The organism is Promicromonospora sukumoe, from assembly GCF_014137995.1.
GTDB lineage: Bacteria > Actinomycetota > Actinomycetes > Actinomycetales > Cellulomonadaceae > Promicromonospora > Promicromonospora sukumoe.
The window spans coordinates 3,471,066-3,497,321 of the sequence record NZ_JACGWV010000001.1 but is presented as its reverse complement, the minus strand read 5'-3'; the positions used below and the strand labels follow the sequence as shown (position 1 = coordinate 3,497,321).

The following is a 26,256-nucleotide window of genomic DNA, read 5'->3' as shown; positions in this document are numbered from 1 at the left end:
CTCCGGCAGCGGTTCCTCGAGACGCCGTGGCGCGAGCCGAACGTGGCGCAACTCTTCGTGATGGACCAGGAAGAGGCCTACTTCCGTCTGTGGATGATCGCGGTGGAGAGCTGCGGCAGTTCGCGCCACTCGTCCCGGACGAGGACGACGATGACTTCTACCAGGGCTGGTAGCCACGCCACCGATCGGCAGAGCCCCGGCTCAGAGCTCCAGCGTCAGATACACCGAGTCCCCGTGCTCGGCGTCGGCCTCCACCCGGCCGCTCCGGGCGAACCCGACCTTCTCCAGCACCCGAAACGACGCCTCGTTCCACTCCCGGACCGTCGCCCACAGTCGTCGGTAGCCCGACGCGCGCGCCCAGTCGAGCACGGCGCCCGCCGCCTCGGTCGCGTACCCCTGGCCCCGGGCCCGGCGCAGCAGCTCGTACGCCAGCTCCGGCTCGTCCCGTGGCAGGTCGGTGCCCGCGATCAGCCCGCAGTAGCCGACGACGTCCCCGCTGGCCTTCACCTCCAGCGCCGGCAGCCCGAGGCGTTCCAGCGGGGAGCCGTCACGGATCCAGCCCTCGACGTCGGTCACGCTCGGGCGGCCGTCCACGCCGATCCGCCGGTGCGGCGGGACCCGCGGGTCACGCTCGATCCACATCTCGTGCTGGACGGCGGCCTCGGACACGCGCCAGGGCCGCAGCAGCAGGCGTTCCGTCTCGAGCACGAACATGCCGTCGAGCCTAACCGGAGCTTTCACCCGGCGCCGCTGAGCCGGCCGCCAAACCGAGGTGCCAAACCGAGCCGCCAAACAGGGGCGCCAAACCGAGCCAGCAACCAGCGCCGCTGCATGAGTTTGCACCAAACGTCGGACTGCCAGTTTCGCGTTCCCGGGGCGGAAGTTATGGTCCGAACGGCGGCGCGTCGGGCGCCGACGGGTCGCTGTCCGCACGCGACCGGAGTGCAGGGGGCGCACACGTTGATCTCGTTCAGGAGCGGTACCGGTCGCGGCCGCGTCACGGCTGCCGCTGCCGCCATCGGGCTGACCGCGCTGGCCGCCCTCACCGGCCTGGCCGGCGTCTCGGGCGCGGTCCCCGCGCACGCCGCGGTGTCGGCCTACAACCCGTTCGACGTCAACAGCGACTTCACGATCGTCACCACCGGGGACGCCCACCTGAACAACGCGGAGCTCGAGGGCTCCGTCGCCGCGTTCGGCAGCATCTCCTCGGGGAACCCGAACGGGTACACCGTGCTCCACCAGACGGCGGGCCAGGCCGACTACACCGTGCCGCTGGTCGACGGCGACCCCGTGCGCATCCTCGCCGGGCAGTTCACCGGGACCGGCTCCTTCGACATCTCGAATCGCGACGACTCCGGGACCATCGGCACGTCGAGCCCCGAGGCGAACGCCCTCGCCAAGCTCGCCGACACCACGGGCCTGACCGCCCAGGTCCGCGGCGGCGGCGTCGGCGACAACGCGGGCGGCGACTTCCCACGCGTCACCAACGCCGACGGCGGCTTCCTCGACCTCAAGGCGGCCCCGTTCGCCGACTTCGCCGTCGACGACCTGGGGACCGGGCAGGACGCGGTCGCGGAATACTTCCCCGGCCTGGAGGCCGACGTCGCCCGCACCAACGAGTGCCTCGCCTCGATGTACGGCAACCCGGACCTGTCGAACGCGGTGACCGTCACCGACGAGGGCGGCCTCGTCTACCTCTCCGGCTTCTCCACCACGATGCCGAACGTCGTCGACTACGAGGACATCGCCGGCGCGACCGTCAAGATGGACCGCGCCGACGGCTACGTCCCGACGGCGCAGGCGCCGCTCGTGATCCGCGTGCCCGAGGGGACCACCACGATCGGGCAGATCGACATCGAGGGCTGGTCCGCGGGCAGCGGCGAGCAGCAGGACTACGCGCGCTACATCATGCTCGACCTGTCCGCCGTGACCGGCACCGTGACGGTCGACGGCCTGGAGCTCGGCGCCATCTGGGCGCCGAACGCCATGGTCGAGTTCTCGTCCGGCGTCACCACGAACGGCCAGTGGTTCACCGACGGCGTCAGCACCAGCGGCGGCGGCGAGATCCACCACCACCCGTTCGGCGGCCAGCTCCTGTGCGACGACGCCGTGACCGCCGTACCCGAGATCGGGTCGAGCGTCGCGGTCGAGGGCACCGACGACACGGTGCTCCCGGTGACCGGCGGCACCGTGATCGACACCGTCACCTACAGCGGCCTGACGCCCGGCGTCGAGTACGTCGTGACCGGCACGGTCGTCACCGCCGACGGCGCGAGCACCGGCGTCACGAGCAGCACCACCTTCACCCCGACGGCGCCGTCCGGCACGGTCGAGGTGCCGCTGGAGTTCACCGCGGAGCAGGCCGAGACCTACGCCGGGCAGCCGCTCGTCGTGTTCGAGGTCCTGAGCCGGGGCGGCGTCGAGGTCGCCACGCACGAGGACCTCGCGGACGAGGCACAGACGTTCGCGGTCGCCGAGGACGTCGGCCCGTCGCCGAGCCCTAGCCCGAGCGCCAGCCCCAGCACCACCCCGAGCCCCGGCCCGTCGCCGTCGGGCAGCCCGTCGGCGAGCACCCCGGCGCCGTCCGGCGCGCCCACCCCCACACCGTCCGGGAGCCCGGGCATGCCAGGTTCGCCCGACGGCGGCCCCGGATCGCTCGCCGTGACCGGCTCGCCCGCCGGCGTCCTGGGCGGGCTCGCCGCGGCGGCCGTCGTGGTCGGCGCGCTCCTCATCGCCGTCCGACGCCGCGCGGGCAGGTAACCCGCTCCGGCAGGTATCCCGCTCCGGCAAGAAGACAGGCACCCGGCTCAGTACCCGGTACCAGTCTTCGCCCGCCGCCGCTCGCTCGGGTGCGCGCCGCCCTTGAGGTCGAGGGTCTTGCACGCCTCGTCGATGTCCTGGGTCAGGCGATCCACCTGGGCCCGGCTCATCGTCTCCTTGACCAGGGCGCGGAGGATCTTCACGTCCTGCGCGTCCGGGGGCAGCGTGTACGCGGGCACCATCCAGCCGCGCTCCGCCGAGAGCTGCCACGCGATGTCCGACTCGTCGTAGCCGACGTGGTCGCCCGCGAGCCGGAACGCGACCAGCGGGAGCTGCTCCAGGTCGTCGCCGATCACCTCGAACCGACCCGTGTCCCGCAGGTTCGCCGCCAGCACGCGGGCGTTCTGCTGCATCTGCTTCATCACGTAGGTGTAGCCCTCGCGCCCGAGCCGCACGAAGTTGTAGTACTGCGCGAGCACCATGGCTGCGCCCGTCGAGAAGTTGAGCGTGAACGTCGCGTCCGTCTTGCCGAGGTAGTTCTCGTAGAAGACGAGGTCCTGCGCCAGGTCGGCCGTCTCGCGGAAGACCAGCCAGCCGATCCCCGGGTAGACCAGCCCGTACTTGTGCCCCGAGACGTTGATGGACCGCACCTGCTCCAGCCGGAAGTCCCACGGCGAGTCCGGGTACAGGAACGGCCAGACGAACCCGCCGCTCGCGCCGTCGACGTGCAGCGGGATGTCGAGCCCACGCTCCGCCTTGACGTCCAGGAGCAGCCGGTTGATGCCCACGATGTCGTCCATGTGGCCCGTGAAGGTGGTGCCGAGCACCGCGGCGACGCCGATCGTGTTCTCGTCCAGGAACGGCGCCACGTCGTCCGGGCCGATCGTGTACTTGTCCTTCGCGAGCGGGATGATCCGCGGCTCGACGTCGAAGTACCGGCAGAACTTCTCCCAGACCACGTGCACGTCGCCGCCGAACACGAGGTTGGGGGTGCCCACGGACAGACCGGCGGCCTGGTGCCGCTCCTTCCACTTCCACTTCAGCGAGAGCGCACCCAGCATGATCGCCTCCGACGACCCCTGGGTGCGGCACCCCGTCGTCTCGCCCGGGGCGTGGAACAGGTCCGCGAGCATCCGCACGCACCGCTGCTCGATCTCGGCCGAGATCGGGTACTCCGCGTGGTCGATGAAGTTGCGGTGCAGGTTCTCGGCGATGATCCGCTGCGCCTCGGGCTCCATCCAGGTCGTCACGAAGGTCGCCAGGTTCCGCATCGGGTCGCCCTCGAGCGCCAGGTCCTCGCCGAGCATCCGCATCGTGTCGGTGGGACTCATCCCCGTGGCCGGGAACAGCGTCGAGGGGACTTCCTCGGTGAGGAAACGGTTGCCGTAGAGCGCCGCAGTGCGCTCGTCGCGCGTGGCCATGTCTTCGAGTCAAGCACGGCGGTCTGACGCCGTCGACCGGAGCACGGGCGATCTTCGACGGCGCTCGCGGGCCTCAGCGATCGGGGCGTTCGGCGAGCTGCAGCGCCCCGCCTACGACGAAGCAGACCGCCCCGCCGAACGTGCCCCAGTTGACCAGGCCGGCGTCGACCACGGTCGAGGTGGCGGGCCGCGTGAACGCGGCGAGCCCGGCCAGGAAGAACAGCACGGAGCCGAGCTGGTTGACCGCCACGACCCACCAGCCGAGGTCGTGCGGGCGTAGCCCGATGCGGCCGTGGCAGACCTCGACCAGGGCGAGGTGTCCCGACAGCAGGAAGAAGACGCAGCCCAGCATGTCGGGCAACCAGATCCACCCGTTGGACTGCCGGGCCGTGAGGTCGGACGCGAACGCCGCGACCAGGCTGACGCCGAAGAACAGGGTGCCGGCAAACAGCACGGCGGCGCTGAGCCAGCCGATCTGCAGGGGTTGCCAGGCCCACCAGGTCCACGACGTGGAACGCAGGGTGCCGCCCTCGTCGATGCTGGTCGGCGCGTTCGACGCCTGCACCACGGACACGTAGCCGCCGGTGCTGAAGAATACCCCGCCGACGAGGTAGACCAGGTCGACGGCGCGGACGCTGCCGACGTCGAGCTGGGCGAGCAGTGGACCCAGGGCGAACAGGGACCCACCCACGATGAATGCGACGCCCGCGGCCACGTTGGCCCGGGCCAGCCGGGTCGCGGTGGTGGGCTCGGCGCCGACGACGCGGGTCACGTTCCCCGCGGCGTCCCGGACCTCGACCCGGCCGCGGCGCCGGACCGGCCGCGACGCCCAGCGGACCGACGACCCGTCGACGAGGTGCCAGGTCATCCGGGTGACGAACCCGCCAGAACGCTCGACCCGCCCCAGCGCCCACCGCGCCGGACGGGCGATCCGCGGGCCGTGCGGCGCGTCGTCAGCCACGTTCCCGAACGTAGCACCGGCCGTGCGGGCCCGCGCCTGTGATCCCGAGCGGTCCTACCAGTCGGGGAGAATGCGCACATGCGACTTCTGCTGCTGCGCCACGGACAGACCCCGTCGAACGTGGGAGGCCTGCTCGACACGGCCTACCCCGGCCCCGGGCTGACGGCGCTCGGCGAGCGTCAGGCGGCCGCCGTCCCCGGCGCGCTGCGCGACCGTCAGGTCGACGCGATCGCCGTCTCCTCGCTGGTCCGGACGTCGATCACGGCGGCTCCGCTCGCCGAGGCGCGGGGGATCGAGCCGCAGGTGTTCGACGGCCTGCGCGAGATCGAGGCCGGCGACCTGGAGATGGCCGGCGCGCACGAGGCGCACCTGCGCTACCTCGACACGGTCTTCGGCTGGGCGCGGGGCGACGTCGGCCGGGCGATGCCCGGCGGCCCGGACGGCCGCGCGTTCCTCAGCCGGTACGACGACGCCGTGGCGCAGCTCGCCGCCCAGGGCCTCGAGAGCGTCGTCGTGGTCTCGCACGGCGCCGCGATCCGCGCGTGGGCCGCGGCACGCGCCACGGGCGTCGACGTCGACCACGCCGAGCAGACGCCGCTCGCGAACACCGGCCTGGTCGAGGTCGAGGGCGACCCGGTCGGCGGCTGGCGCGTGACGTCCTGGAACGCCGAGCCCGTGGGCGGGGCCGAGCTGGCCCCGCTGGTGGCGGACGACCCGACGGGGGAGCCCGTCGAGCCCTGACCCCACCCGACGCAGACCCCATCCGACGCAGGCCCCGCCGCCGCCCCGGCTCACGACCTCCGACGGCTCACGTCGTCCCGACGTCGTACCGGGCGCCGGTGGCGACGGCGCCCAGCTTGTCGGGGTTGGCGACGTTGTGGATGGCCGCGATCCGGCCGTCGGCGTCCACGTCGAACGTGACCGTGGAGATGACCCGGCCCGCTCCGCTGAACACGAGGCCGGGCCCGCCGTTGATCTCGACGAGCTCCGCCCGCATGTCGGCCGGATCGACGCCCTGGTAGGTGACGGTCCCGAGCGCCGCGAACCACTTCGCCACCGTGTCCGCGCCTACCACGGGCTTCAGCGCCTGGCGCACCTTGCCGCCGCCGTCGGTCCACAGGGTGACGTCGGGGGCCAGGAGCTCCAGCAGGGCGTTGAGGTCGCCGCCGGCCGTGGCCGCGAAGAACCGCTCGGTCACCTCGCGCTGCCGGGCCCGGTCGGCGCCGTACCGCGGACGCCGCGCCTGCACGTGCTCCCGGGCCCGGTGCGCCGCCTGCCGCACGGCCGGCTCCGACCGCTCCGTCGCCTCGGCGATCTCGGCGTGGCTGAAGCCGAAGACGTCCTTCAGCACGAACACCGCGCGCTCCAGCGGGCTCAGCGTCTCCAGCACGACGAGCATCGCCATCGAGACCGACTCGGCGCCGACGGCGGCGTCGGACGCGTCCCCGCCGGTCAGGATCGGCTCGGGCAGCCAGGGTCCCACGTACGTCTCGCGCTTGTACCGGGTGGAGCGCAGCCGCTCCAGCGCCAGGTTCGAGACGATCCGCGTCAGGTAGGCCTTCGGGTCGGCCACCTGCGAGCGGTCCGCCGCGGTCCACCGGATCCACGCGTCCTGGACGGCGTCCTCGGCGTCGGCGGCGCTGCCGAGCAGGCGGTAGGCCACGGAGAACAGCAGCCGGCGGTGCTCCTGGAAGACCTGCTGCCCGGGTCCGGCGCCCTGCCCGGGCGCGACGTCGTTCATGCCGCCCTCCGGGTGAAGCGCCCGCCGGTGGGCCAGAACGCGCCGGAGGCGGGCATCTTCTTCATGCGGCCGTAGGTGGGCCAGGGTGATGCGGTCACGGTCTCCTTGTACCTCATCGCCGTCCGCCCGGTCAGGCTGATCCGGCGCGGGCTGTCGTCGGGGTGGGTGAACTGGACCACGGCGTCGGCCCGGCCCAGGCTGACCGGCGTGTGGTAGTAGCCGAACCGGAACGGCTTCGGCTCCAGGCCCCGGAGCACCCGGTCGATCGAGAGCGCGGCGTGCACGCCGGTCGGCATGCCACCCTGGCAGGTGCCGTGCATGACGCCGTAGCCCTGGCGGACCGCCGCGGCGTCCCCGACCGCCCAGACGTCCGGGTGCGACACCGAGCGCAGGGCCGCGTCGGTGACGACCCGCCCCCGCTCGTCGACCCCCAGCCCCGCGGCGGCGGCCAGGGGGGACACGCGCGACCCGCCCGTCCAGAGCACGACGTCGGCGGCGACGCTCCCGCCCCCGGCCAGCTCGACGCCGTCGGGCCGTACCTTGACCACCTCGGCGCCGGCGCGCACCGTGACCCGCAGCCGGTCGAGCGCGCCCCGCAGGTACGTCCGGGCCCTGGCGTTCATCGTGGCGCCCGGCTCGGCGCGACCCACGAGGACGACGTCGAGGTCCGGCCGCTGCTCGGCGATCTCGGCGGCCGACTCGATGCCCGTGAGCCCGGTGCCCACGACCACGACGGTGCCGCCGCGGAGCCGGCCGAGCCGGTCGGCGAGCAGCTCGGCGTCCTGCGCGTTGCTCAGGGCGTAGGCGTGGTCGTCGGCGCCCGGTACGCGCGCCGTGTCGGCGACGCTGCCCAGCCCGTAGACGAGGGTGTCGTAGGGCAGCACCTGGTAGTCGTCGATCCGCACCGTCCGCGCGTCCGTGTCGACCGCCGTCACCCAGCCGCGGACGAGCTCGGCGCCCGTCCCGTCCAGCATCTCTGGGATGCTGAGCTCGCCGACCTGCTGCCCCGTCGCGGTCATGTGCAGGCGCAGCCGCTCCGTGAACCGGTCCGACCCGTTGACGAGGGTGACCTGCACGTTCGCCAGCCGCCGGGTCCGCGCCGCGAGCTGCACGGCCGCGGCCATGCCCGCGTACCCGGCCCCCAGGATCACCACCCGGTGCGTGCCCGTCGTGCCCGCCGTGCTGCTGGTCCGCTGTACGTCGCGCTGTGCGTCCATCGTCCTGCTCCTTCGTTCGATGCTGATGACTGGTGGATGGAGGCAGGCCACCCGGACGTGACATCGGGCCAGTGTGACGCGCGACACACCAGCGAGGAGCGGGGCAGGAGCAGACGGGAGCAGGCCGGGGCAGAACCTCTCAGCCGACGACGCCGGCCGGCTCCCCGGCGCGCGCGTCGAGGCCGAGCTCCGGCGGCAGGTCGTCGTCGTGCCGCACGACAAGCGACGTGACCGCTCGCGTGAGGCAGACGTAGAGGCGGCGCAGGCCGGTCGCGTGGTTCGGCTCGGCCGCGACGATCGCGGCCGGGTCGAGCAGCACCACGTGGTCGAACTCCAGGCCCTTCGCCAGCGAGGCGGGTACGAGGTCGAGGTGGGACTCGAACTCCGAGGGGTCGAGGCCGGCGGGGTCGAGGGCGTCGCCGTCCGGCCCCGCCTCCGCCTCCGCGGCCGCAGCGCCCGGTCCGGCGTCCTCCTGCTCGCCGACGACGGCGAACGTGAGCCCGACGGCGCCCAGCGCCTCGCGGACGTGCGGCACGTCGGCGTCGGGCACGATCAGCCCGACCGAGCCCTCCAGGTCCGCGATGCCGACCTCGACCAGCAGGTCGTCGAGCGGCGCCGTGGTGAACCTGAGCCGGCCGCGGGTGCGCCGGACCGCCGTCGGCGGCTCCAGCCCGGGCGCGATGCTCGGCAGGAGCCGGGCCGCGAGCTCGATCACGTCGGCGGGTACGCGGAACCCGGCCGTGAGCTGTTCCACGTGCCCGTCAGGCTGGGCCAGGTGGCCCAGCACGTCCGCCCAGTCCCGGGACGCCCACGGCGTGGTGGCCTGGGCCAGGTCGCCGAGCACGGTGAGCGAGCCGGTCGCGGCGCGGCGGCCCAGGGAGCGCAGCATCATCGCTGACAGGTCCTGCGCCTCGTCGACGACGATGTGCGCCACCGACTCGGTCCGGTCCAGCAGGTCGGTGACCTCGTCGAGCAGCACGAGGTCCGCCGTCGTCCAGCGGGCCGAGCCCGCCGTGCGCGGCGGGCGCGCCCAGACCAGGAGGGCCTGCTCGGCGTCGGACAGGAGACCGTCGGCGTGCTCGGCCAGGAACTCCGCGTCGGAGAACAGGCGGAACAGCAGCCTGCGCGGGTCGACCGCGGGCCAGACGGCCGCCGCGTAGTCCCGCACCGGCTTGGTGCGCGCCAGCACGTCCCAGGCCTTGTCGTCGAGCGCGTCGCCGGTCTCCTCGATCTGCACGAGCACCCGGTGCGCCAGCGCGTGCCGCAGCTGCGCCGCGCCCAGCGAGTAGCGCACGTCGCGCGCCCGGACCTGCTCGACGGCCTCGCGCGCCTCGTACGCCGGGACCCGCCAGCGGAACGAGCCGCGCGGCAGCACCAGCGTCTCCTCCGGGGTTCCGACGTGCGACCAGACGGCGCGGCGCAGCACCTCCGCCATCCGCCCGTCACCCTTCAGCGTCGCGACGTCGGCGCCCTCGGCGGCGCGGACCGGGGCGTGGTCGCCGACGATCTCCTCGATGGTCGCCTGGCGGGCGTGGATCTCGCCCAGGGCGGGCAGCACGTCGCGGATGTACCGCAGGAAGCTCTTGTTCGGCCCGACGACGAGCACGCCGCGGCGCGTGAGCTGCTCCCGGTGCGCGTACAGGAGGTATGCGGCGCGGTGCAGGCCCACGGCCGTCTTGCCGGTGCCGGGGGCGCCCTGCACCACGAGCGTGCGCTCCAGCGGCATGCGGACGATGACGTCCTGCTCGGGCTGGATGGTCGCGACGATGTCGCGCATCGGGCCGGAGCGCGGCCGCTCGATCTCGGCCTCGAGGATCTCGGAGTGCGTGGCGCCGTCGTCGTCCACGCCGCCGTCCGCCGGGTTCCCGCGGGTCAGGGACTCGTCCTCGAACGCCGTCAGGTGGCCGCGGGCGAATCCGTACCGGCGCCGGGCGCCGATGCCCATGGGCTCCTTGGCCGTGGCCCGGTAGAACGGCGTGCTGACCGGGGCACGCCAGTCCACGACCATCGGCTCACCGTCCGGGTCGGAGACGTGCCGGCGTCCGATGTGGAAGGTCTCACCCGCGAGCAGGTCGATGCGGCCGAAGAAGAGCGGGATCTCCGGGTCGTCGGTGAGCTGTTCCATCCGGCGCGCGAGCGTGGCCTCCAGGACCTCCGCGCTCACCCAGTTGCCCGCGTAGCTGCCGTCGAGCGCGGCGACCCGGTCGCGCATGCGGCCGAGCTGTGACCGGGCCTCGGCAAGAAACTCCCGCTCCGCGGCGAGCTCGGACACGTCGGCGGGCATGGGAGGACCTCCAGGTTTCGGGATGGGGTGTGCTGGCGCGCTGATCAGGAACCATATGTCCTTCGAGTCCGTTTCCACTGTCGCGCCAACCTGCCCCACGGTACGGTCGGGTGCACCGCCCGGCCTATCGAGGAGCACCAGTGTCGTCCGACGAGCTGCCCCAGGAGTTCCAGATCGACGTACCCGACGAGATGGAGACCGGCGTACCGGCCGACTTCGCCTCCGTATGGCACACACCGACGTCGTTCATCCTGGACTTCATCGCCGTGAAGCAGCCGCCGAGCCCGGCGACCGACCCGGAGTCGGGTGAAGTTACTTCCATCACCGTTCCGGGGCGTGTGGTCTCGCGCGTGCGCATTCCTCCGCAGCAGGTGTTCGAGCTCGCGAAGGCACTCACCATGCAGCTCGATGCATGGGAGAAGGAAAGCGCACCGAACGTCCGCAATCCCGGCGCAGCAGAAGGCCCGGATGGGCCGAATCGAACGCCGGAGAATTAATTCTGGTGAATTTTTTTCTTGGACGTATGTCCAACTCGGTATCTATTTGTCCGATCTGACCGGGAGTGTTGTGCTGGTTTGACCTGAGAAATACGGGTGTATACCAGTGGGCACTTCGAAATGTAACCCTTGCAGGCTGTTCCACTTGCGATCTTCACGGATGTAGGCTGCCCGTGATCGCGACGAAGGCGTTGCAATCTCCCAGAGTTGCCCGGGGGGTCGGGCGACCCGTTCCGGCGGCCGTGTCGGGGAGCAATGAACAGGGGCGATGCAAGTGAGCAACACCGAGTTCGACAACAGGGGGCGCACGGGCGGGATCATGTTCGAAGAACAGGCCCGCACGAGCGTCGTGAGCATGTGGGGAGAGATCGATGTCTCTTTGCGCGGTGAGTCGAGTGCTGCCATAGCCAACGCCCTTGAGCGGGCCAAGGCGGTCGTCATCGACACGTCCAAGGTCACGTTCATGGACTCGACCGGCGTCGCGTTCCTCATGCAGATGTATACCTATGGAACGCAGGAGGGCCTGACCGTCAGCCTTCCGGAGCCACCCCCGGTGGTCCGGAACGTCATCGAGATGCTCGGGGTCGACGCGCTCTTCGCGCAGCCCGCCCACCGCGGCGCGGCACGCGAGGCCTGACCCGCGGCAGCGCCCGGCCCGGAGGCCGGACGCGACGTTAGCGTGCGTTGCACGCGTGCTCTGAGTGCGTGCCGGGCGTGTGCCCTGCGGTTCAGCGCCCCGCGGCCAGGGCCGCGGCGCCCACGATGCCGGCCGCGTTGCGGAGCTGCGCCGGGACGATCGGTGCCCGCAGGTGCAGGTGGGGCAGGTACTTCTCGTGGTGCTTGCTCACGCCGCCGCCCACGACGATGAGGTCGGGGGAGAGCAGGTCCTCGACCACGCCGAAGTAGCGCTGCAGGCGCTCCGCCCACTCCTCCCAGGACAGGTCCTCGCGCTCCCGCGCGGAGTCGGCCGCGCGCGACTCGGCGTCGAACCCGTCGATCTCCAGGTGGCCCAGCTCGGTGTTGGGCACCAGCACGCCGTCGATCACGAGCGCCGACCCGATCCCCGTGCCGAGCGTCGCCACGAGCACCACGCCCTCCGTGTCCCGGGCGGCGCCGTAGCGCACCTCGCCCACGCCCGCGGCGTCGGCGTCGTTCACCGCGACGACGTGGCGGCCCGTGGTGCGCTGCACCAGCGCGGGCAGGTCGACGCCGGTCCAGGACTGGTCGAGGTTCGCCATCGACCGCACGACGCCGTGCTGCATCGGGGCGGGGAAGGCGACGCCGATCGGGACGTCGTCGGGCAGGTGGTAGCCGTCGACGAGCTCCGCGAGCACGTCCGCCACCGCCTGCGGGGTGGACGGTTGCGGGGTCGGGATGCGGGTGCGCTTCTCCGCGTAGTCGCCCGCCACGAGATCGACGGGCGCACCCTTGATCCCCGAACCTCCGATGTCTATGCCGAACGCCAGGTCGCTCATGTCAGGATCGTCTCATGAGCAACGAGGAGCAGTACTGGTACAACACCGAGACCGGCGCGGTCGAGGTGGGACGCCGTTCGTCCTGGTCGCACCTGATGGGCCCGTACGGCACCCGCGCAGAGGCCGAGGCCGCGCTGCAGAGCGCCAAGTCACGCAACGAGTCCTGGGACAAGGACGACGAGGACTGGCGCAACAAGTAGTCCCGCCCGCCCCAGGCGCGGCACCACGTGTCAGACGTACAGATCACCCGGGTGACCTGTACGTCTGACACGCGCGATCACTTCTCGAACGAGTGCTCCGCGTCCGGGAACGACGCGTCCTTGACCTCGGAGACGTAGTCCTCCGCGGCCTGCTGCAGCGCCGCGCCGAGCTCGGCGTACCGCCGAGCGAACCGCGGCGACCAGTCGGTCATCCCGGCCATGTCCGTCCACACCAGGACCTGGCCGTCGCAGTGCGGCCCTGCGCCGATGCCGATGGTCGGGATGCGCACGATCTCGGTGATCCGCGCGGCGACGTCGGTGGGCACCATCTCCAGCACGACGGCGACGGCGCCGGCCTCCTCGACCGCCTTCGCGTCGTCGGCCAGCCGCTCGACGGCGTCGTCGCCCCGGCCCTGCACGCGCGGCCCGCCCAGCAGGTTCTCCGACTGCGGCGTGTAGCCGAGGTGCGCGACGACGGGGATGCCCGCGTCGGTGAGCGCCCGGATCTGCGGGGCGGAGCGGACGCCGCCCTCCAGCTTGACGGCGTCGGCGCCCGTCTCCTTGAAGATCCGCACCGACGTCTCCAGGGCCTGCTGCGGCCCGGCCTCGTAGGAGCCGAACGGGAGGTCGATCACGACGAAGGCGCGCTTCGTGGCCCGCGCGACGGCGCGGGCGGCGGGGATCATGTCGTCGACGGTCACGGGGATCGTGCTCGTGTGGCCGTGCATGACGTTCCCGATGGAGTCGCCCACGAGCAGGATGTCCATCCCGGCCGCGTCGAAGATCGCGGCGGTCACCGCGTCGTACGCGGTGAGCATGGCGAGCTTCTCACCCTTGGCCTTGGCCTCGGCCAGGTGATGCACGCGGACCCTCTTGGGACCCTGAGTGGGCGAGGTGTGGGCGGACATGGTCCTCCTGTGGTTCGAACGGCCTCGGTGCCGCTGGAAAGCCTACGACCGGTCGTCCATGCTCGGTACACGCACCTGTAACAGGTTTAGTGCAAGATGGGCCCATGGACAGGCAGCAGGAGTTCGTGCTCCGCACGGTCGAGGAGCGCGACATCCGCTTCATCCGGCTTTGGTTCACCGATGTTCTCGGCGTGCTGAAGTCGGTAGCTGTGGCACCCGCCGAGCTCGAGTCGGCGTTCAGCGAGGGCATCGGCTTCGACGGCAGCGCCATCGAAGGTCTCACCCGGGTCTTCGAGGCCGACATGGTCGCGAAGCCGGACCCGACCACCTTCCAGGTGCTCCCGTGGCGCGGCGAGCGGCACGGTACGGGCCGCATGTTCTGCGACATCCTGACGCCGGACGGGGAGCCGTCGCTCGCGGACTCGCGCAACGTGCTCAAGCGCACCCTCGCCAAGGCGAGCGACCGCGGGTTCACGTTCTACACGCACCCCGAGGTCGAGTTCTACCTGTTCAACCAGCTCACCAAGTCGGACCCGAAGCTGGAGCCGGTGGACCAGGGCGGGTACTTCGACCACCTGGCCCGGGGATCGACACACGACTTCCGCCGCGCCGCGATCACGATGCTGGAGTCCATGGGCATCTCGGTCGAGTTCTCGCACCACGAGGCCGGCCCCGGCCAGAACGAGATCGACCTGCGGTACGCCGACGCGCTGACCACCGCGGACAACCTCATGACGTTCCGCACCGTGGTCAAGGAGGTGGCGCTCGAGCAGGGCGTGTTCGCCTCCTTCATGCCCAAGCCGCTGGCCGACCAGCCCGGCTCCGGCATGCACACGCACGTCTCGCTGTTCGAGGACGACCGCAACGCGTTCTACGAGCCCGGCGCCCAGTTCGAGCTGTCCAAGACGGCGCGCCAGTTCATCGCCGGCCTGATGGTGCACGCGGGTGAGATCACCGCCGTCACCAACCAGTACGTCAACAGCTACAAGCGGCTCTGGGGCGGGCAGGAGGCCCCGAGCTACGTGAGCTGGGGCCACAACAACCGCTCCGCGCTGGTCCGCGTGCCGATGTACAAGCCGGGCAAGGGCAACTCCGCGCGCATCGAGTACCGCGCGCTGGACTCCGCCGCCAACCCGTACCTCGCGTTCGCCGTGATCCTCGCGGCCGGCCTCAAGGGCATCGAGGAGGGCTACGACCTCCTGGACCACACCGAGGACGACGTCTGGGAGCTGACGCCCGCCGAGCGCCGCGCGCTGGGCATCGCGCCGCTGCCGCGCGACCTCGACGAGGCCATCCAGTTCATGGAGAAGTCCGAGCTCGTGGCCGAGACTCTCGGCGAGCACGTCTTCGACTACTTCCTGCGCAACAAGCGCGAGGAGTGGGAGGCGTACAGCGCCCAGGTGACGCCGTTCGAGCTCAAGCGGTTCCTGCAGCTCTGACGTTCGCAGGGCCGGGCGCGCGTCGCTGGTCGAGCCTGTCGAGACCCTGGTCCCGGCCGGCTCGGCCGACGCGCGTTCAGGGGGTGCTCCGTGCCCGGCCCGCGACGTAGGGTCGGGGTGTGCAGAGCCGCCGACCCGAGACCCTGACGACCCACCTGATCCGGGCCGGTTTCGCCGACCTCACCCGGTCCGCCTCGCTCTGGCGGGACCCCGACCTGGTCGCCGTCCTGGACAGCAGCCCCCAGGGCAACGGCGGGGCGGGCCGCACCGCCGGTCCCGACCGTGGCGCCGTCGTGCTGGAGCCCGCGGCCGTGGCGCTCCTGCGGTCGCTCGCCGCCGTCGCCGACCCCGACCTCGCCCTGCTCCAGCTCGTCCGCCTCGCGGCGGCCGCACCGGACAGGCTGCGCCCGGTCCTCGCGTTCGGGCCCGACGACGCCGCCGCCGACCGGGCTGCTGCTGACCGGTCCGCGGACCGTGCCGGGGTCGGCAGCTCCGCCGACCGTTCTGGTGCCGACCGCCCGACGTCGGGCAACGGCTCCGGGAGCGGGTCTGGCAACGGCTCGGGGAACGGGTCGAGGAACGGCTCGGGGAACGGGACCGGAAACCCAGCCAACGGAGCCTCCGACAACGGCGGGTCCGAGGACGACGAGGCGCCCCGCCCGACCGCCCGCGACCGGCTGCTGCGCGTGCTCGGCTCGTCGTCGGCGCTCGGCGACGAGCTGGTCCGGCACCCCGTGCTGCTCGAGCTGATCCTCGGCCTCACCCCGGGCACCGGCGTCCCCGCCGAGTCGGTCCGCGCGGAGCTGCTGCGCGCGGTCGACGCCGACCCGGGGTCCGCCGAGCCGGTCGCGGGCACGCAGGCGTCCGCGGACCCGTCGGGGGCCGCGCCGGGCGGCACGGCCCCCGGAGGTACGGGGCCGGGCGGCACCGCGCCGGGCAGCACTGCGCTGGGCAGTACGACGCTGGGCGGCACCAGCCCCGTGGGGGGTGCCTCGCCGTCGTACACGGACCGCCTGCGGCGCGCCTACCGCGCCCGCCTGCTCCGGATCGCCGCGACCGACGTGACCGCGCCCGACCCGCGGGCTGTGCTGCCCGCCGTCGCGGCGGCGCTCGCGGACCTGGCCGCGGCCGCGCTGGAGGGCGCGCTCGCTGTCGCGCGCTCCGAGGAGGAGGACCACGCCGCCGGCGTGCGGCTGGCGGTGCTCGGCATGGGCAAGACGGGCGGCCGGGAGCTGAACTACATCTCGGACGTGGACGTGATCTACGTGGCCGAGCCGGGCGTGCTGTCCGACGGCGCGCCGGCCTGCGACGAGGACCACGCCCTGCGGGTCGCGACGCGGCTCGCGGGACGCCTCGCCCAGGTGTGCTCGGGGGCGTCGGCGGAGCCCGCGCTGTGGCAGGTCGACGCGGCGCTGCGGCCTGAGGGCAAGCAGGGGCCGCTCGTGCGCACGCTGGCCAGCCACGTCGCGTACTACGAGCGCTGGGCAGTGACCTGGGAGTTCCAGGCGCTGCTCAAGGCTCGTCCCGTCGCGGGCGACCTGGGACTGGGTGAGGCGTACACCGCCGCCGTCGGGCCGCTGGTGTGGCAGGCCGTGGAACGGCCCAACTTCGTCGAGGACGCCCGGGCGATGCGCAAGCGCGTCGAGGACAACGTGCCCGTCGCCGAGGCCGACCGGCAGATCAAGCTCGGCAAGGGCGGGCTGCGCGACGTCGAGTTCACGGTGCAGCTCCTGCAGCTCGTGCACGGGCGCGCGGACGAGGACATCCGGTCGCGGACGACGCTCGACGCCCTGGCGGCCCTGTCGCGGGGCGGGTACGTGGGGCGTGAGCACGCGCGCCGGATGGGGGAGTGCTACCGGTTCCTGCGGGCGCTGGAGCATCGCGTCCAGCTCTTCCGGCTGCGGCGCACCCACCTCATGCCGACCGCCGAGGCGGAGCTGCGCCGGCTGGCCCGCGGGCTGGGGTACGGCGGCGCGGACGACCTGGTCAAGACGTGGCGGTCCGTGCGGCGCGAGGTGCGTGACCTGCACGAGGCCGTCTACTACCGGCCGCTCCTGCCGGCCACCGCGCTGCTGTCGACGGGCGAGGCGTCGCTCGCGCCGCGCGCGGCCATGGCCCGGTTCGCGGCGATTGGCTACCGCGACCCGGCCGGCGCGATGCGGCACGTCCAGGCCCTGACCGACGGCGTCTCGCGGCGCGCGGCGATCCAGCGGCAGCTCCTCCCGGTGCTCCTGGGCTGGTTCGCCGAGGGCGCCGACCCGGACGAGGGGCTCCTCGCCTTCCGCAAGCTGTCGGACACCCTGGGCTCCACGCACTGGTACCTCCGGCTGCTGCGCGACTCCGCGGAGGCGGCCTCCCGCCTGGCCCAGGTGCTGTCGTCGTCGCGGTACCTCGCGGACGCGATCGGCAAGTCGCCGGAGTCGGTGCGCTGGCTGGCGCAGACCGAGTCGCTCGCGCCGCGCGGGGCGCGCCGGCTGGCCGCCGAGGCGGACGCGCTGCTCGGGCGGGCCCAGGAGGTGGACAACGCCACGATCGCGCTGCGCGCCCTGCGCCGGCGCGAGCTGGCCCGGACCGGCGTCGCCGAGGTGCTGGGCGAGCTCGGGCCCGTCGACGCCGCGAAGGCCATCTCGGACGCCGCCGACGTCGTCCTGGCGGGCGGGCTGCGCATCGCCGAGCACGAGGCGCGGGCCGAGCGGAAGGTGGCGCGCGGGGACGAGCCCGCCCGGCTGCTCATCGTCGCGATGGGCCGGCTCGGCGGCCAGGAGATCGGCTACGGCTCCGACGCGGACATCATGTTCGTCTACGAGGCGGTGGGCGGAGCCGGTGACAAGGAGGCCAACGACTACGCCCTGACGGTCGCGAAGGGCATGCGGCGCATCCTGACCGCCGTCGGGCCGGAGCCGGGCCTGCCCGTGGACGCCGACCTGCGGCCCGAGGGGCGCAACGGGCCGCTCGTGCGGTCCTTCGAGTCCTACGTGAAGTACTACGGCCGCTGGTCCTCGCCCTGGGAGGCGCAGGCGCTGCTGCGGGCGCGTGCCCTGTCGGGCACGCTGAGCGTGGTCGCGGCGGGCGGGCCGGACGAGGGCGCGGTCGCGGCGTCGCTGGCGGACGGTGGGGGTGCTGGTGGTGCTGCTTCTGCTGGTGGTGCTGGTGCTCCTGGCGCTGGGGTTGCTGCCGACGGGACTGATGCTGGTGCCGATGCTGTGGGAGCCGATGCCGTGGGGAGCGAGCTCGACCTGGGTCCGGGCGCCGAGGGCGGCCGGTCGCTGGGGGCGCGCTTCACCGAGCTCATCGACCCGCTGCGCTACCCGGAGGGCGGCCCCGATGCCGCGGTGCTGCGGGAGGTTCGGCGCATCAAGGCGCGCGTCGAGTCCGAGCGGCTGCCCCGCGGTGCCGACCCTGCGCGGCACCTGAAGCTGGGCCGGGGCGGGGTGTCCGACGTCGAGTGGACCGTCCAGCTCCTCCAGCTCCAGCACGCGTTCGAGGTGCCGGGCCTGCGCACCACGGGCACCGTCGCCGCGCTGACGGCGGCCAACGAGGCCGGCCTGCTGACCGACGACGACGCCGAGGTGCTGCACGAGGCCTGGGTGCTCGCGTCGCGGCTGCGGTCGGCGATCGTGCTGTGGTCCGGGCGGACGACGGGCGCCGGCATCGACATGCTGCCGCACGACAGCCACGCCCTGACCGGGATCGCGCGCCTGCTCGGCGACGTCGGCACGGGCCCGGAGCTCGAGGAGCTGTACCTCCGCGTCGCCCGCCGCGCCCGCGCGGTGATGGAGCGGGTGTTCTACGGCGCGGAGTAACGGCGGCCCCCTCTCCGCGCGGAGGAGCCGGGGCGCCGGCTGTTGACCACAGCAGTTCCTGCCACCGATCCACCGTCCGGTGTTGACCACAGCAGTTGCTGCCAAGATCGGGCCGCCGCTGGCAGCAACCGCTGTGGTCAACAGCGGCCGGTCGCCGGGGTCCGGGCTCCGGCGCCAGGTGAGCGCGGGTGTAGTTGCGCTCTGGCCGGTGATACCGCCACTGGACCCGCGCTCATCTGCTCTGCCGGGACGGCAGCCCGTCACAGGCCGGAAAAGGGTGGGACCCGAGTACGGGCGGTCGTTAGCGTGGCGGCGTGGCCGCTCCCGTTCCGTTCCGACCGCTGCCGGTCGACCTCGACGACGTCCGGTACGAGCTCGGGCCCGACTCCCGACGGCGCCCCGAGGTTCCGCCGGGCCGCACCGTCGAGCTGCGCCTGGACGACAGCGCCGTCTACCCCGGGACGACGCGCCGCGTGTGGCTCCACGTGCCCGCCGGCCTCGCTGCCGACGCAGACCCCGCCGGGCTCCTCGTGTTCCAGGACGGCTGGTGGTACCTCGACCCCGAGGGCGACGTTCGCGGCGGCATCGTGCTGGACAACCTGGTGCACGACGGCGCGATCCCGCCCACCATCGGCGTCTTCGTGGACCCCGGCGTCTTCCCGGACCTGGCGGACCCCGCCGCGCGCAAGAACCGCAACACCGAGTACGACGCCGCCGACGACCGCTACGTCACGTTCCTGCTCACCGAGGTGCTCCCCGAGGTCCGCCGCAGATATGCCGTGACCGACCACCCGGACCGCTGGGGTGTCGTGGGCGGCAGCAGCGGCGGCAACTGCGCCTTCACAGCGGCGTGGCACCGGCCCGACCGGTTCGGCGGCGTCGTCGGGTTCCTGTCCAGCTTCGCGCAGATGCCGGGCGGCAACCCGTACCCCGCCGCGCTGGCCGCCGAGCCGCGCAGACCGCTGCGGATCTTCCTCCAGGCCGGGCACCGGGACCTCGGCTGGGACCGGCCCGAACGCAACTGGCTCGCCGAGAACCTGCGGGTCGGCGCGGCGCTCGCCGTGGCCGGCTACGACTTCCGGCTCGTCCTCGGCGACGGCGGCCACAACCCGAACCACGCCGGCGTCCTGCTGCCGGACGCCCTCCGCTGGCTCTGGCGGGCGTCCCCCGCGGGACCTGCCGGATAAACCGTTGCCTTCACGCCCGTCGGGAGGGCAGGGTCGGGGGCAACCCGAGAGATTGGAACACCGATGACAGCTGTCACGCCCCGTGCCCTGACCCACCTGACCACGGACGTGACTGCCTTTGTCGTACCTCAACCTCGGGATCGTCGCCCATGTCGACGCCGGTAAGACCAGCCTGACCGAACGCCTGCTGCACCACTCGGGCGTGATCGACCGCCCGGGCAGCGTGGACCGCGGCGACACCACCACCGACTCGCTCGCGCTGGAGCGTGAGCGGGGCATCACCATCCGCGCGTCCGTGGCGTCGTTCCCCGCGGGGGACGTCACCGTCAACGTGCTCGACACCCCGGGCCACCCCGACTTCATCGCCGAAGTCGACCGCAGCCTCGCCGTGCTCGACGGCGCGGTGCTCGTGCTGTCCGCCGTCGAGGGCGTGCAGGCGCAGACCCTCGTGCTGATGCGCGCCCTGCAGCGGCTGCGGCTGCCCGTGATCGTGTTCGTCAACAAGATCGACCGGCGCGGGGCGCGCCCCGACGCGGTGGCCGACGCCGTCGCGCGCCGCCTCAGCCCCGACGTCCTGCCCGTGCAGCGGGTGCTCGGCGCGGGCACGCCCGGGGCCCGCGCGGAGCCCCTGCCCGACGACGGCCTGCGGGCCTGGCTCGCGGACGAGTCCCGCCGAGGCACCGCACATCCGGTGCTGTTCGGGTCGGCGGCGACCGGCGTCGGGGTGCCGGAGATGGTCGCCGCGCTCGGGACGTACCTTCCCGTCGTGGCTGACGGCGGGGGAGCGACGGCGCTCACGAACGAGGGTGCCTACGATGCCCACGCCGCTGACGCTGCCGAGTCCTGCTCGGACGCAGCGTCGTCTGTGGATGCTGCGGGAGCGCCGTCCGCCGTCGGACCAGGAGCCGACGCGCCGTCCGGCGTCGTCTTCGCGATCGACCGGGAGGACGGGCGCAAGCGGGCTTTCGTCCGGATGCGGTCGGGCGTCCTGCGGGTCCGCGACCGCGTCGACCTGCGGCACGGGAAGTCGGAGCGGATCACCGCCCTGCGCGTGGCGAACCGCGGCACGCTCGAACCGCGGTCGACGGCGGAGGCCGGGCAGATCGCCGTCGTGCAGGGACTGGCGACGGCGCGGGTCGGGGACGTCGTCGGGCCGGAGCGGCCGGGGGACGAGCGGGGGAGCCAGTTCCCGCCGCCGTCGTACGAGACGGTGGTGGACGCCGCGCCCGGTGAGCGCGGGCGACTGTACGCGGCGCTGTCCGAGCTGGCAGAGCAGGACCCGCTGATCCGGGTGCGACGGCGCGACGAGGAGATCACCGTGTCGCTGTACGGGGAGGTCCAGCGTGAGGTGCTGGCCGCGATCCTGCAGCGCGAGTACCGGGTGGACGCGCGGTTCGGCACGGTGCGGACGGCGCGCACGGAGCGGCTGGTCGGCGCCGGGCACGCGGTCGAGATCAAGAAGCAGGACGGGAACGAGTTCCACGCCACGATCGGGCTGCGCGTGGAGCCCGTGGCCCCGGGCAGCGGCGTGACGTTCGAGCTGGAGTGCGAGCGCGGGTCGATGCCGCCCGCGTTCTTCGACGCGACCGAGGACACCGTGCGCCGCGAGCTGGCCCGCGGGCCCCTGCACTGGCCGGTCCCGGACGCCCGCATCGTGATGACCCACTCGGGCTACTCGCCGCGGCAGAGCCACATGCACCAGAAGTTCAACAAGGCGATGTCGAGCACGGGGGCCGACTTCCGTGGCCTGGCGCCGCGGGTGCTCGCCGCCGCGATCCGCCGCGCGGGGACGGTGCTGTGCGAGCCGGTGCACCGGTTCGTGATCGAGCTGCCGGAGGACACCGTCGGCCCGGTCGCGTCGCTGGTGGGCCGGCTGGGCGGGGTGCCGTTCGAGTCGCGGGCCGGGAGCGGAGGGATCGTCGTCATGCGCGGCGAGATGCCGGCTGCGGCTGTGGCGGCCTTGCAGCGGGACCTGCCCGGCCTGACGCACGGGGAGGGCATGTGCCGCACGGAGCACGACCGCTTCGAGCCGGTCCGGGAGGCGGCGCGGGCGTGAGCCTATCTGGGTGGTACGGGCGGCGCGGGGCTGGTGCGCGGCGTCGGCGGCGCATATCGGACCATGCAGTTGCTGCCAGGATGAGCCCGGTCCTGGCAGCAACTGCATGGTCCCAAATGTCGGGCCTCGGCCGTCGACCACGTGTCACACTCACGCCCGTGAAGAACTGGGTGCGTGCCACAGATCCGCGAGCCTCGGTCGCCTGGCTCGACGGGCTGGAGGATGCGCTCACGGGCTACTGGGCGCCGCCCGGATACGCCGACTCGACGTGGATCCTCCATGCGATGTACCAGAACGAGGCGCTCGCGGGGCTCGGCACGCACGACGACGTCGAGAAGGACCTCGTAGGGCGGGGGCTCGCGCAGCCGGACGTGGTCAGTGGGATCGACCTCACCGCTTCGACGATGGATACGGGCACACCCCTCGGTTTCGTCGAGCGCCCGGGTCCGGAGTGGAGCCGATTGCGCTGGCGAGAGCGCTTCGGTCCGTCGATGGCCGAGCAGCTGGCCGAGAGAAGTTACCCGCCCAACGACCTGGCCCTCCGAACGGGCGCGTCCTGGTCCGCGTCGATTGCCGCGCCCCCGGAGGGTTCCATGGACGAAGCGAGCCTGATGGCACTGGTCGACGTCCTCGCGACGATCACGGGAGGGGCTCAGGACGCGCCGATCACCGCGTTCTACGGAGAGGTTCCGGCGAACGACTACGAGCAACCCACGGCCTTCACCGGGCCGCTCGGCGCGCTCCGTGAGCTCACGGACACGCTCGACGCGACGCCGTCGAACCTTTGGCCGGCTGACCGGTCGTGGTTCGTCCTGACAGACTGGGACATCACCTCGACCGGCATCTGGGGGACCAGGCAGACGATCGATGCGGTGCGACGGCATCCCGACCTGGAGACCATCGACTGGACGCGCGGGGCGACGTCATGACCTCCTCGCAGGGAGACGCGCAGGCCCAGACCAGGGCCGGGCTGACGCCGCGCGGCGCAGCCGTGTTCACCGACATCGCGGGGGCGGTCGGCGAGCACGGCGTCGACGTCGAGGACGAGCACGCCAGATGGTTCGTCTACTGGAAGGCGGCACCGGAGGCGAGTCTTCGCGCCTTGCTCCTCGAGGTCGTCGGCGAGGGCGAGCAGCTCCAACGCCCCGTGGTGACAGAGGTGCTCAAGTACGTGGACGACGTCGAGGGCGAGCGATGGGTCGGCCTGCTCGCCGGTGAGGACCGCGAGTTCGCCGAGCGGCGGAGACGAGAGTGGGCCCTCATTCGTGAGCTCGAGACGCGGCCGCGCACCCTTTCCGGCGAAACCGCGGCTCTCTCACCGTGGTGCCAGCGACGCCTGATCGAGCGGATCTCCGACGACGTCGTCCTTCGGGACCTCGCCGAGCACGGCGCTTCCCGGAAGATCAGGCACATGGCTCGGGAAAGGATGCGCCTCCGGAAGCTACCCGCCGAGCATCCGGCCTGCTAGCCTCCCTCCCGATGATGACCTTCACGATCGCCAGATTGGGGGTCCGGTACACCGAAGGTGAGTGCTGATGCACTCATCGAGGTCGACCGAGAACCTCCGGCTCCTTTCCTGGCAGCGGGTACGTGAGTACGCCGCCCCGCCGCCGATGATCGAGACCGCGACAGCCCGCCGCCTGGTGGGTGACTGGGCAGGCGCGTGCGCGGCCGCACGCGTGGACGTCGACGTGGACCTGCGTCGCCTCCGTCGTGCGTACGGCACCGAACTTGTCGCGGCCGTCCGGGCGGACCTGCGCCAGCTCGTGCCCGACCTGCTGCGCTGGCACATGCCACGGGTGATGCCCGGCGGTCTGCTGCGGCCTGACACCACCAGCACGCTCGCCCGGTACCCCCTGCCCGACGGCGGGGCGGGGCACCTCGTCGTCCGCACGCCACCCGCCTGGGCGTCCGGACCGCAACGGATGATCCTGGCCTGGTGGGACGTCGCCGACCGGGCCACGCCGCACCCGGACCGCCGGTTCCGGCTCGACCTGCACCGACACCTCTGGGATGCCCGGCGCAGCGCTGAGCTGGTCGAACGTGCGGGTCCGGCGTCGGGCGCCTCCGTCTCGGACGCTTCTGTGCCGCTCGCCCCGGTGCCGCTGAGCGGCGTCCCGGACGACTGGGCGGTGACCAGGTGGCCGGCAGAAGCCGCCCTTCTCGTGGCATCGGACGGCGTACCCCGGGGCGGCATCACCGTCCGGCTCGGCAGGCGGCGTCTGGTGCTTCGCGTCCACGCCGACGGCGTCCCGCAGGCCCCGACGTCGCGCGACCTGGCGGCCCTGTTCGACGTCCCGTCCCGACCCGGCACGTCCCCGACCGGCGTCTCCTGGACCGGCACGGCGCGTGCGCCGAGGCACGGACGCCCACCGTCCCCCGGGACCGCAGTGCTCCCCGACGCCGCGACCTGGGTGCCGCCCGACGCCCTGCTCCTCCGGGCAGGCCTGGTCACGCCCGGCGACCTGCACCCGCTGGTCGCCGACGCGCTGGCACCCGGCAGCACCCGGCGAAACAGTGTCGCCCCCGCTCCGGGCATACGACAGGTCGAATGCCGCGGCGAGACACACCGGCTCACGGTCGTCGACGGCGTTCTCACCGCCCTCGACCACGCCCCGGACGAGATCGGGCACGAGGAGCTGCTCGCCCAGCTGGGCGGGACACCCCTGCCGTGCCTCCACGTCATCGACCAGCTGCATCGCGCCCCGACGGCGCTCGCGGACGTCCGGGCACGTCTCGACCACGGCGACGTCGGCTCCGCCCTGGCCGCGGTCGAGGACCTGCTCGGTCCCGAGGCCGTGCTCAGGGCCGGCGACCTTCAGGACGAGCTGACCGCAGTGGCGGAAGGACGGGTCGCGTACGGCGCGTACCGGGCGGGACTCCTGCCGGCTCTGCTCGACGCCGATCCCGAGATTCCGGCAGGCCGGGGAATCCGGTCCGATCTGGCCTTCCGCGCATCTCTCGTCGCCGTCCCACGCGGTCGGCGTGACTGGCATGCCCGCCGCTTCCTCGTGGCGACCTACTGACATCTCCTGCCCGGACCTCTCCTGCCCTGACCCTTCCGGCCCTGGCCTCTCCAGCGCCGGCCGGACCTCTACCACTCACAGGTGACCCATGACTTCTCAGCTCTCCGTCGCATCCGACCTCCTGACCCTGCTGACCGGCTCGACGACCGAGCCACGCCCCGACGCCCAGCTCACCGGGCTCACACTGGCCGTGACAGCCGACGTCCCCGTGCTCCTGTGGGGCGAGCCGGGCGTCGGCAAGACCTCCGCGATCACGCAGCTCGCCGACTCGCTGGGGTTGCCCCTGACCACCGTCATCGCGAGCGTGCACGAGCCGTCCGACTTCAACGGCCTGCCCGTCGTCGGCGACGATCCGGCGCGCCTCGGCGTGCCCATGGCCCCGCCGGACTGGGCGGTCCAGCTGGCGGATGCCGGCCGGGGCCTGCTTTTCCTCGACGAGCTGTCCACCGCGCCGCCGGCGGTCCAGGCCGCCCTGCTGCGTGTCGTCCTGGAACGCCAGGTCGGCGCCCTCCGGCTGCCCGACGGCGTCCGCATCGTCGCCGCGGCCAACCCGCGCGGGTCCGCCGCCGACGGGTGGGAGCTCAGCGCCCCGCTGGCCAACCGGTTCGTCCACCTGCCGTGGCGGCACGATCCCGACGTCGTCGTACGGGGCCTGGGCGGTACCTGGCCGAGCGCCGTCCTGCCGCGGCTGGACGCGGAGCGGCTTCCCGACGCCGTGGCGTTCGCCCGGCGGGCGGTGTGTACCTTTCTGGAGGCGCGCCCGGCGCTGATGCACCAGCTCCCGACCAGCGAGACTCGCCGTGGCGGCGCGTGGCCCTCACCGCGCAGCTGGGAGACGGCATTGCGGCTCATCGCCTTCGCCACGGCGGCAGGAGCGGACCGCGACGTGCTCTCGCTGCTGGTCAAGGGTGCCGTGGGGGACGGGCCGGGCTTCGAGCTGCTCGCCGCGATCGACCGGCTTGACCTGCCCGATCCCGAGACCCTCCTCGCCGATCCAGCCTCGGCGGTCCTGCCCGAGCGCGGGGACCTGCGGCTGGCCGTCCTGGACGCCGTCGTGCTCGCGGTGAAGAAGCGGCCGGACGAGGACCGGTGGGCCGCGGCGTGGGAGGTGCTCGTGCGCGCGCTGGAGACGGGGGCGCCCGACCTGCTGGTGACGCCCGTCATGACGCTCTCCACGCTCCGTCGGCCGGACTGGGCCGTGCCCGCCGCGATCGGACGGCTTGCCGTCGCGGTGCCGCTGGGCAAGCAGGCCGGACTGCTGCCCGCGGGGGCGTGACGACC

General features: G+C 72.9%; 21 protein-coding genes. 13 read left to right on the top strand and 8 right to left on the bottom strand.

All coding sequences use genetic code 11. The features are described from left to right. Positions 1–201: 201 nt before the first annotated feature. Entirely contained in the window at positions 202–714 is a 513-nt protein-coding gene (locus FHX71_RS15475) for a GNAT family N-acetyltransferase (RefSeq protein ID WP_182617821.1), read from the bottom strand. 246 nt (positions 715–960) lie between these two features. Here FHX71_RS15475 and FHX71_RS15470 point away from each other — a divergent pair, with 246 nt between their 5' ends. Continuing rightward, a complete protein-coding gene (locus FHX71_RS15470; protein WP_182617819.1) occupies positions 961–2,760 on the top strand; it encodes a collagen-binding domain-containing protein in 1,800 nt (599 codons plus the stop codon). A gap of 47 nt (positions 2,761–2,807) precedes the next feature. Here the strand turns inward: FHX71_RS15470 and gad are convergent, their stop codons facing one another. Both gad and FHX71_RS15460 read right to left on the bottom strand, forming a co-directional pair. Beyond that, positions 2,808–4,181, bottom strand: a complete 1,374-nt coding sequence (gad, locus tag FHX71_RS15465; protein WP_182617817.1) for a glutamate decarboxylase — start codon at positions 4,179–4,181, stop codon at positions 2,808–2,810. 73 nt (positions 4,182–4,254) lie between these two features. Then, positions 4,255–5,142 carry a hypothetical protein gene (locus tag FHX71_RS15460; RefSeq protein WP_182617815.1) on the bottom strand — a complete coding sequence of 296 codons (888 nt, stop codon included), beginning with the start codon at positions 5,140–5,142 and terminating at the stop codon, positions 4,255–4,257. A gap of 78 nt (positions 5,143–5,220) precedes the next feature. Here FHX71_RS15460 and FHX71_RS15455 point away from each other — a divergent pair, with 78 nt between their 5' ends. Continuing rightward, complete coding sequence (locus tag FHX71_RS15455) at positions 5,221–5,883, top strand: histidine phosphatase family protein (RefSeq protein WP_182617813.1); 663 nt, start codon at positions 5,221–5,223, stop codon at positions 5,881–5,883. Between the two features lie 67 nt (positions 5,884–5,950). Here the strand turns inward: FHX71_RS15455 and FHX71_RS15450 are convergent, their stop codons facing one another. From FHX71_RS15450 to FHX71_RS15440, 3 genes are all read right to left on the bottom strand, one after another. Continuing rightward, positions 5,951–6,883, bottom strand: coding sequence for an RNA polymerase sigma-70 factor (locus tag FHX71_RS15450; protein ID WP_182617811.1), 933 nt, complete (start codon positions 6,881–6,883; stop codon positions 5,951–5,953). Next, positions 6,880–8,100 carry an NAD(P)/FAD-dependent oxidoreductase gene (locus FHX71_RS15445; protein ID WP_182617809.1) on the bottom strand — a complete coding sequence of 407 codons (1,221 nt, stop codon included), beginning with the start codon at positions 8,098–8,100 and terminating at the stop codon, positions 6,880–6,882. Before FHX71_RS15445 ends, FHX71_RS15450 begins: the two co-directional genes overlap by 4 nt. 139 nt (positions 8,101–8,239) lie before the next feature. Beyond that, entirely contained in the window at positions 8,240–10,384 is a 2,145-nt protein-coding gene (locus FHX71_RS15440) for a HelD family protein (protein ID WP_182617807.1), read from the bottom strand. 140 nt (positions 10,385–10,524) lie between these two features. Between FHX71_RS15440 and FHX71_RS15435 the strand changes: the two genes are divergently transcribed. Continuing rightward, a complete protein-coding gene (locus FHX71_RS15435) occupies positions 10,525–10,881 on the top strand; it encodes a DUF3467 domain-containing protein (protein WP_182617805.1) in 357 nt (118 codons plus the stop codon). A gap of 268 nt (positions 10,882–11,149) precedes the next feature. Further along, positions 11,150–11,518 (top strand): STAS domain-containing protein, encoded by a 369-nt coding sequence (locus tag FHX71_RS15430; RefSeq protein WP_182617803.1) that lies wholly within the window; start codon positions 11,150–11,152, stop codon positions 11,516–11,518. A gap of 91 nt (positions 11,519–11,609) precedes the next feature. Here the strand turns inward: FHX71_RS15430 and ppgK are convergent, their stop codons facing one another. Then, positions 11,610–12,356 carry a polyphosphate--glucose phosphotransferase gene (gene ppgK, locus FHX71_RS15425; protein ID WP_182617801.1) on the bottom strand — a complete coding sequence of 249 codons (747 nt, stop codon included), beginning with the start codon at positions 12,354–12,356 and terminating at the stop codon, positions 11,610–11,612. A gap of 14 nt (positions 12,357–12,370) precedes the next feature. Between ppgK and FHX71_RS15420 the strand changes: the two genes are divergently transcribed. Then, positions 12,371–12,556 (top strand): SPOR domain-containing protein, encoded by a 186-nt coding sequence (locus FHX71_RS15420; RefSeq protein ID WP_182617799.1) that lies wholly within the window; start codon positions 12,371–12,373, stop codon positions 12,554–12,556. A 77-nt stretch (positions 12,557–12,633) separates the two neighbouring features. On the opposite strand, the gene panB is transcribed toward FHX71_RS15420, so the two are convergent. Beyond that, positions 12,634–13,464 (bottom strand): 3-methyl-2-oxobutanoate hydroxymethyltransferase, encoded by an 831-nt coding sequence (gene panB, locus FHX71_RS15415; RefSeq protein ID WP_182617797.1) that lies wholly within the window; start codon positions 13,462–13,464, stop codon positions 12,634–12,636. Positions 13,465–13,568: 104 nt separating this feature from the next. Between panB and FHX71_RS15410 the strand changes: the two genes are divergently transcribed. The 8 genes from FHX71_RS15410 (at position 13,569) to FHX71_RS15375 (ending at position 26,251) form a co-directional block, all read left to right on the top strand. Next, a complete protein-coding gene (locus tag FHX71_RS15410) occupies positions 13,569–14,903 on the top strand; it encodes a glutamine synthetase family protein (RefSeq protein WP_182617795.1) in 1,335 nt (444 codons plus the stop codon). Positions 14,904–15,022: 119 nt separating this feature from the next. Next, a complete protein-coding gene (locus tag FHX71_RS15405; protein ID WP_182617792.1) occupies positions 15,023–18,706 on the top strand; it encodes a bifunctional [glutamine synthetase] adenylyltransferase/[glutamine synthetase]-adenylyl-L-tyrosine phosphorylase in 3,684 nt (1,227 codons plus the stop codon). A gap of 314 nt (positions 18,707–19,020) precedes the next feature. Then, the gene (locus FHX71_RS15400; RefSeq protein WP_182617790.1) at positions 19,021–19,893 is read left to right on the top strand and encodes an alpha/beta hydrolase; all 873 of its coding nucleotides are present in this window, start codon (positions 19,021–19,023) and stop codon (positions 19,891–19,893) included. A gap of 118 nt (positions 19,894–20,011) precedes the next feature. Next, positions 20,012–21,949, top strand: a complete 1,938-nt coding sequence (locus FHX71_RS15395; protein ID WP_182617788.1) for an elongation factor G — start codon at positions 20,012–20,014, stop codon at positions 21,947–21,949. Positions 21,950–22,107: 158 nt separating this feature from the next. Beyond that, a complete protein-coding gene (locus FHX71_RS15390) occupies positions 22,108–22,878 on the top strand; it encodes a hypothetical protein (protein ID WP_182617786.1) in 771 nt (256 codons plus the stop codon). Beyond that, positions 22,875–23,417 carry a hypothetical protein gene (locus FHX71_RS15385; protein ID WP_182617784.1) on the top strand — a complete coding sequence of 181 codons (543 nt, stop codon included), beginning with the start codon at positions 22,875–22,877 and terminating at the stop codon, positions 23,415–23,417. The genes FHX71_RS15390 and FHX71_RS15385 overlap by 4 nt, the downstream gene beginning before the upstream one ends. Before the next feature lie 67 nt (positions 23,418–23,484). Continuing rightward, the gene (locus tag FHX71_RS15380; RefSeq protein WP_182617782.1) at positions 23,485–24,975 is read left to right on the top strand and encodes a hypothetical protein; all 1,491 of its coding nucleotides are present in this window, start codon (positions 23,485–23,487) and stop codon (positions 24,973–24,975) included. 88 nt (positions 24,976–25,063) lie between these two features. Then, positions 25,064–26,251, top strand: a complete 1,188-nt coding sequence (locus FHX71_RS15375) for an AAA family ATPase (protein ID WP_182617780.1) — start codon at positions 25,064–25,066, stop codon at positions 26,249–26,251. Positions 26,252–26,256 lie beyond the last annotated feature (5 nt).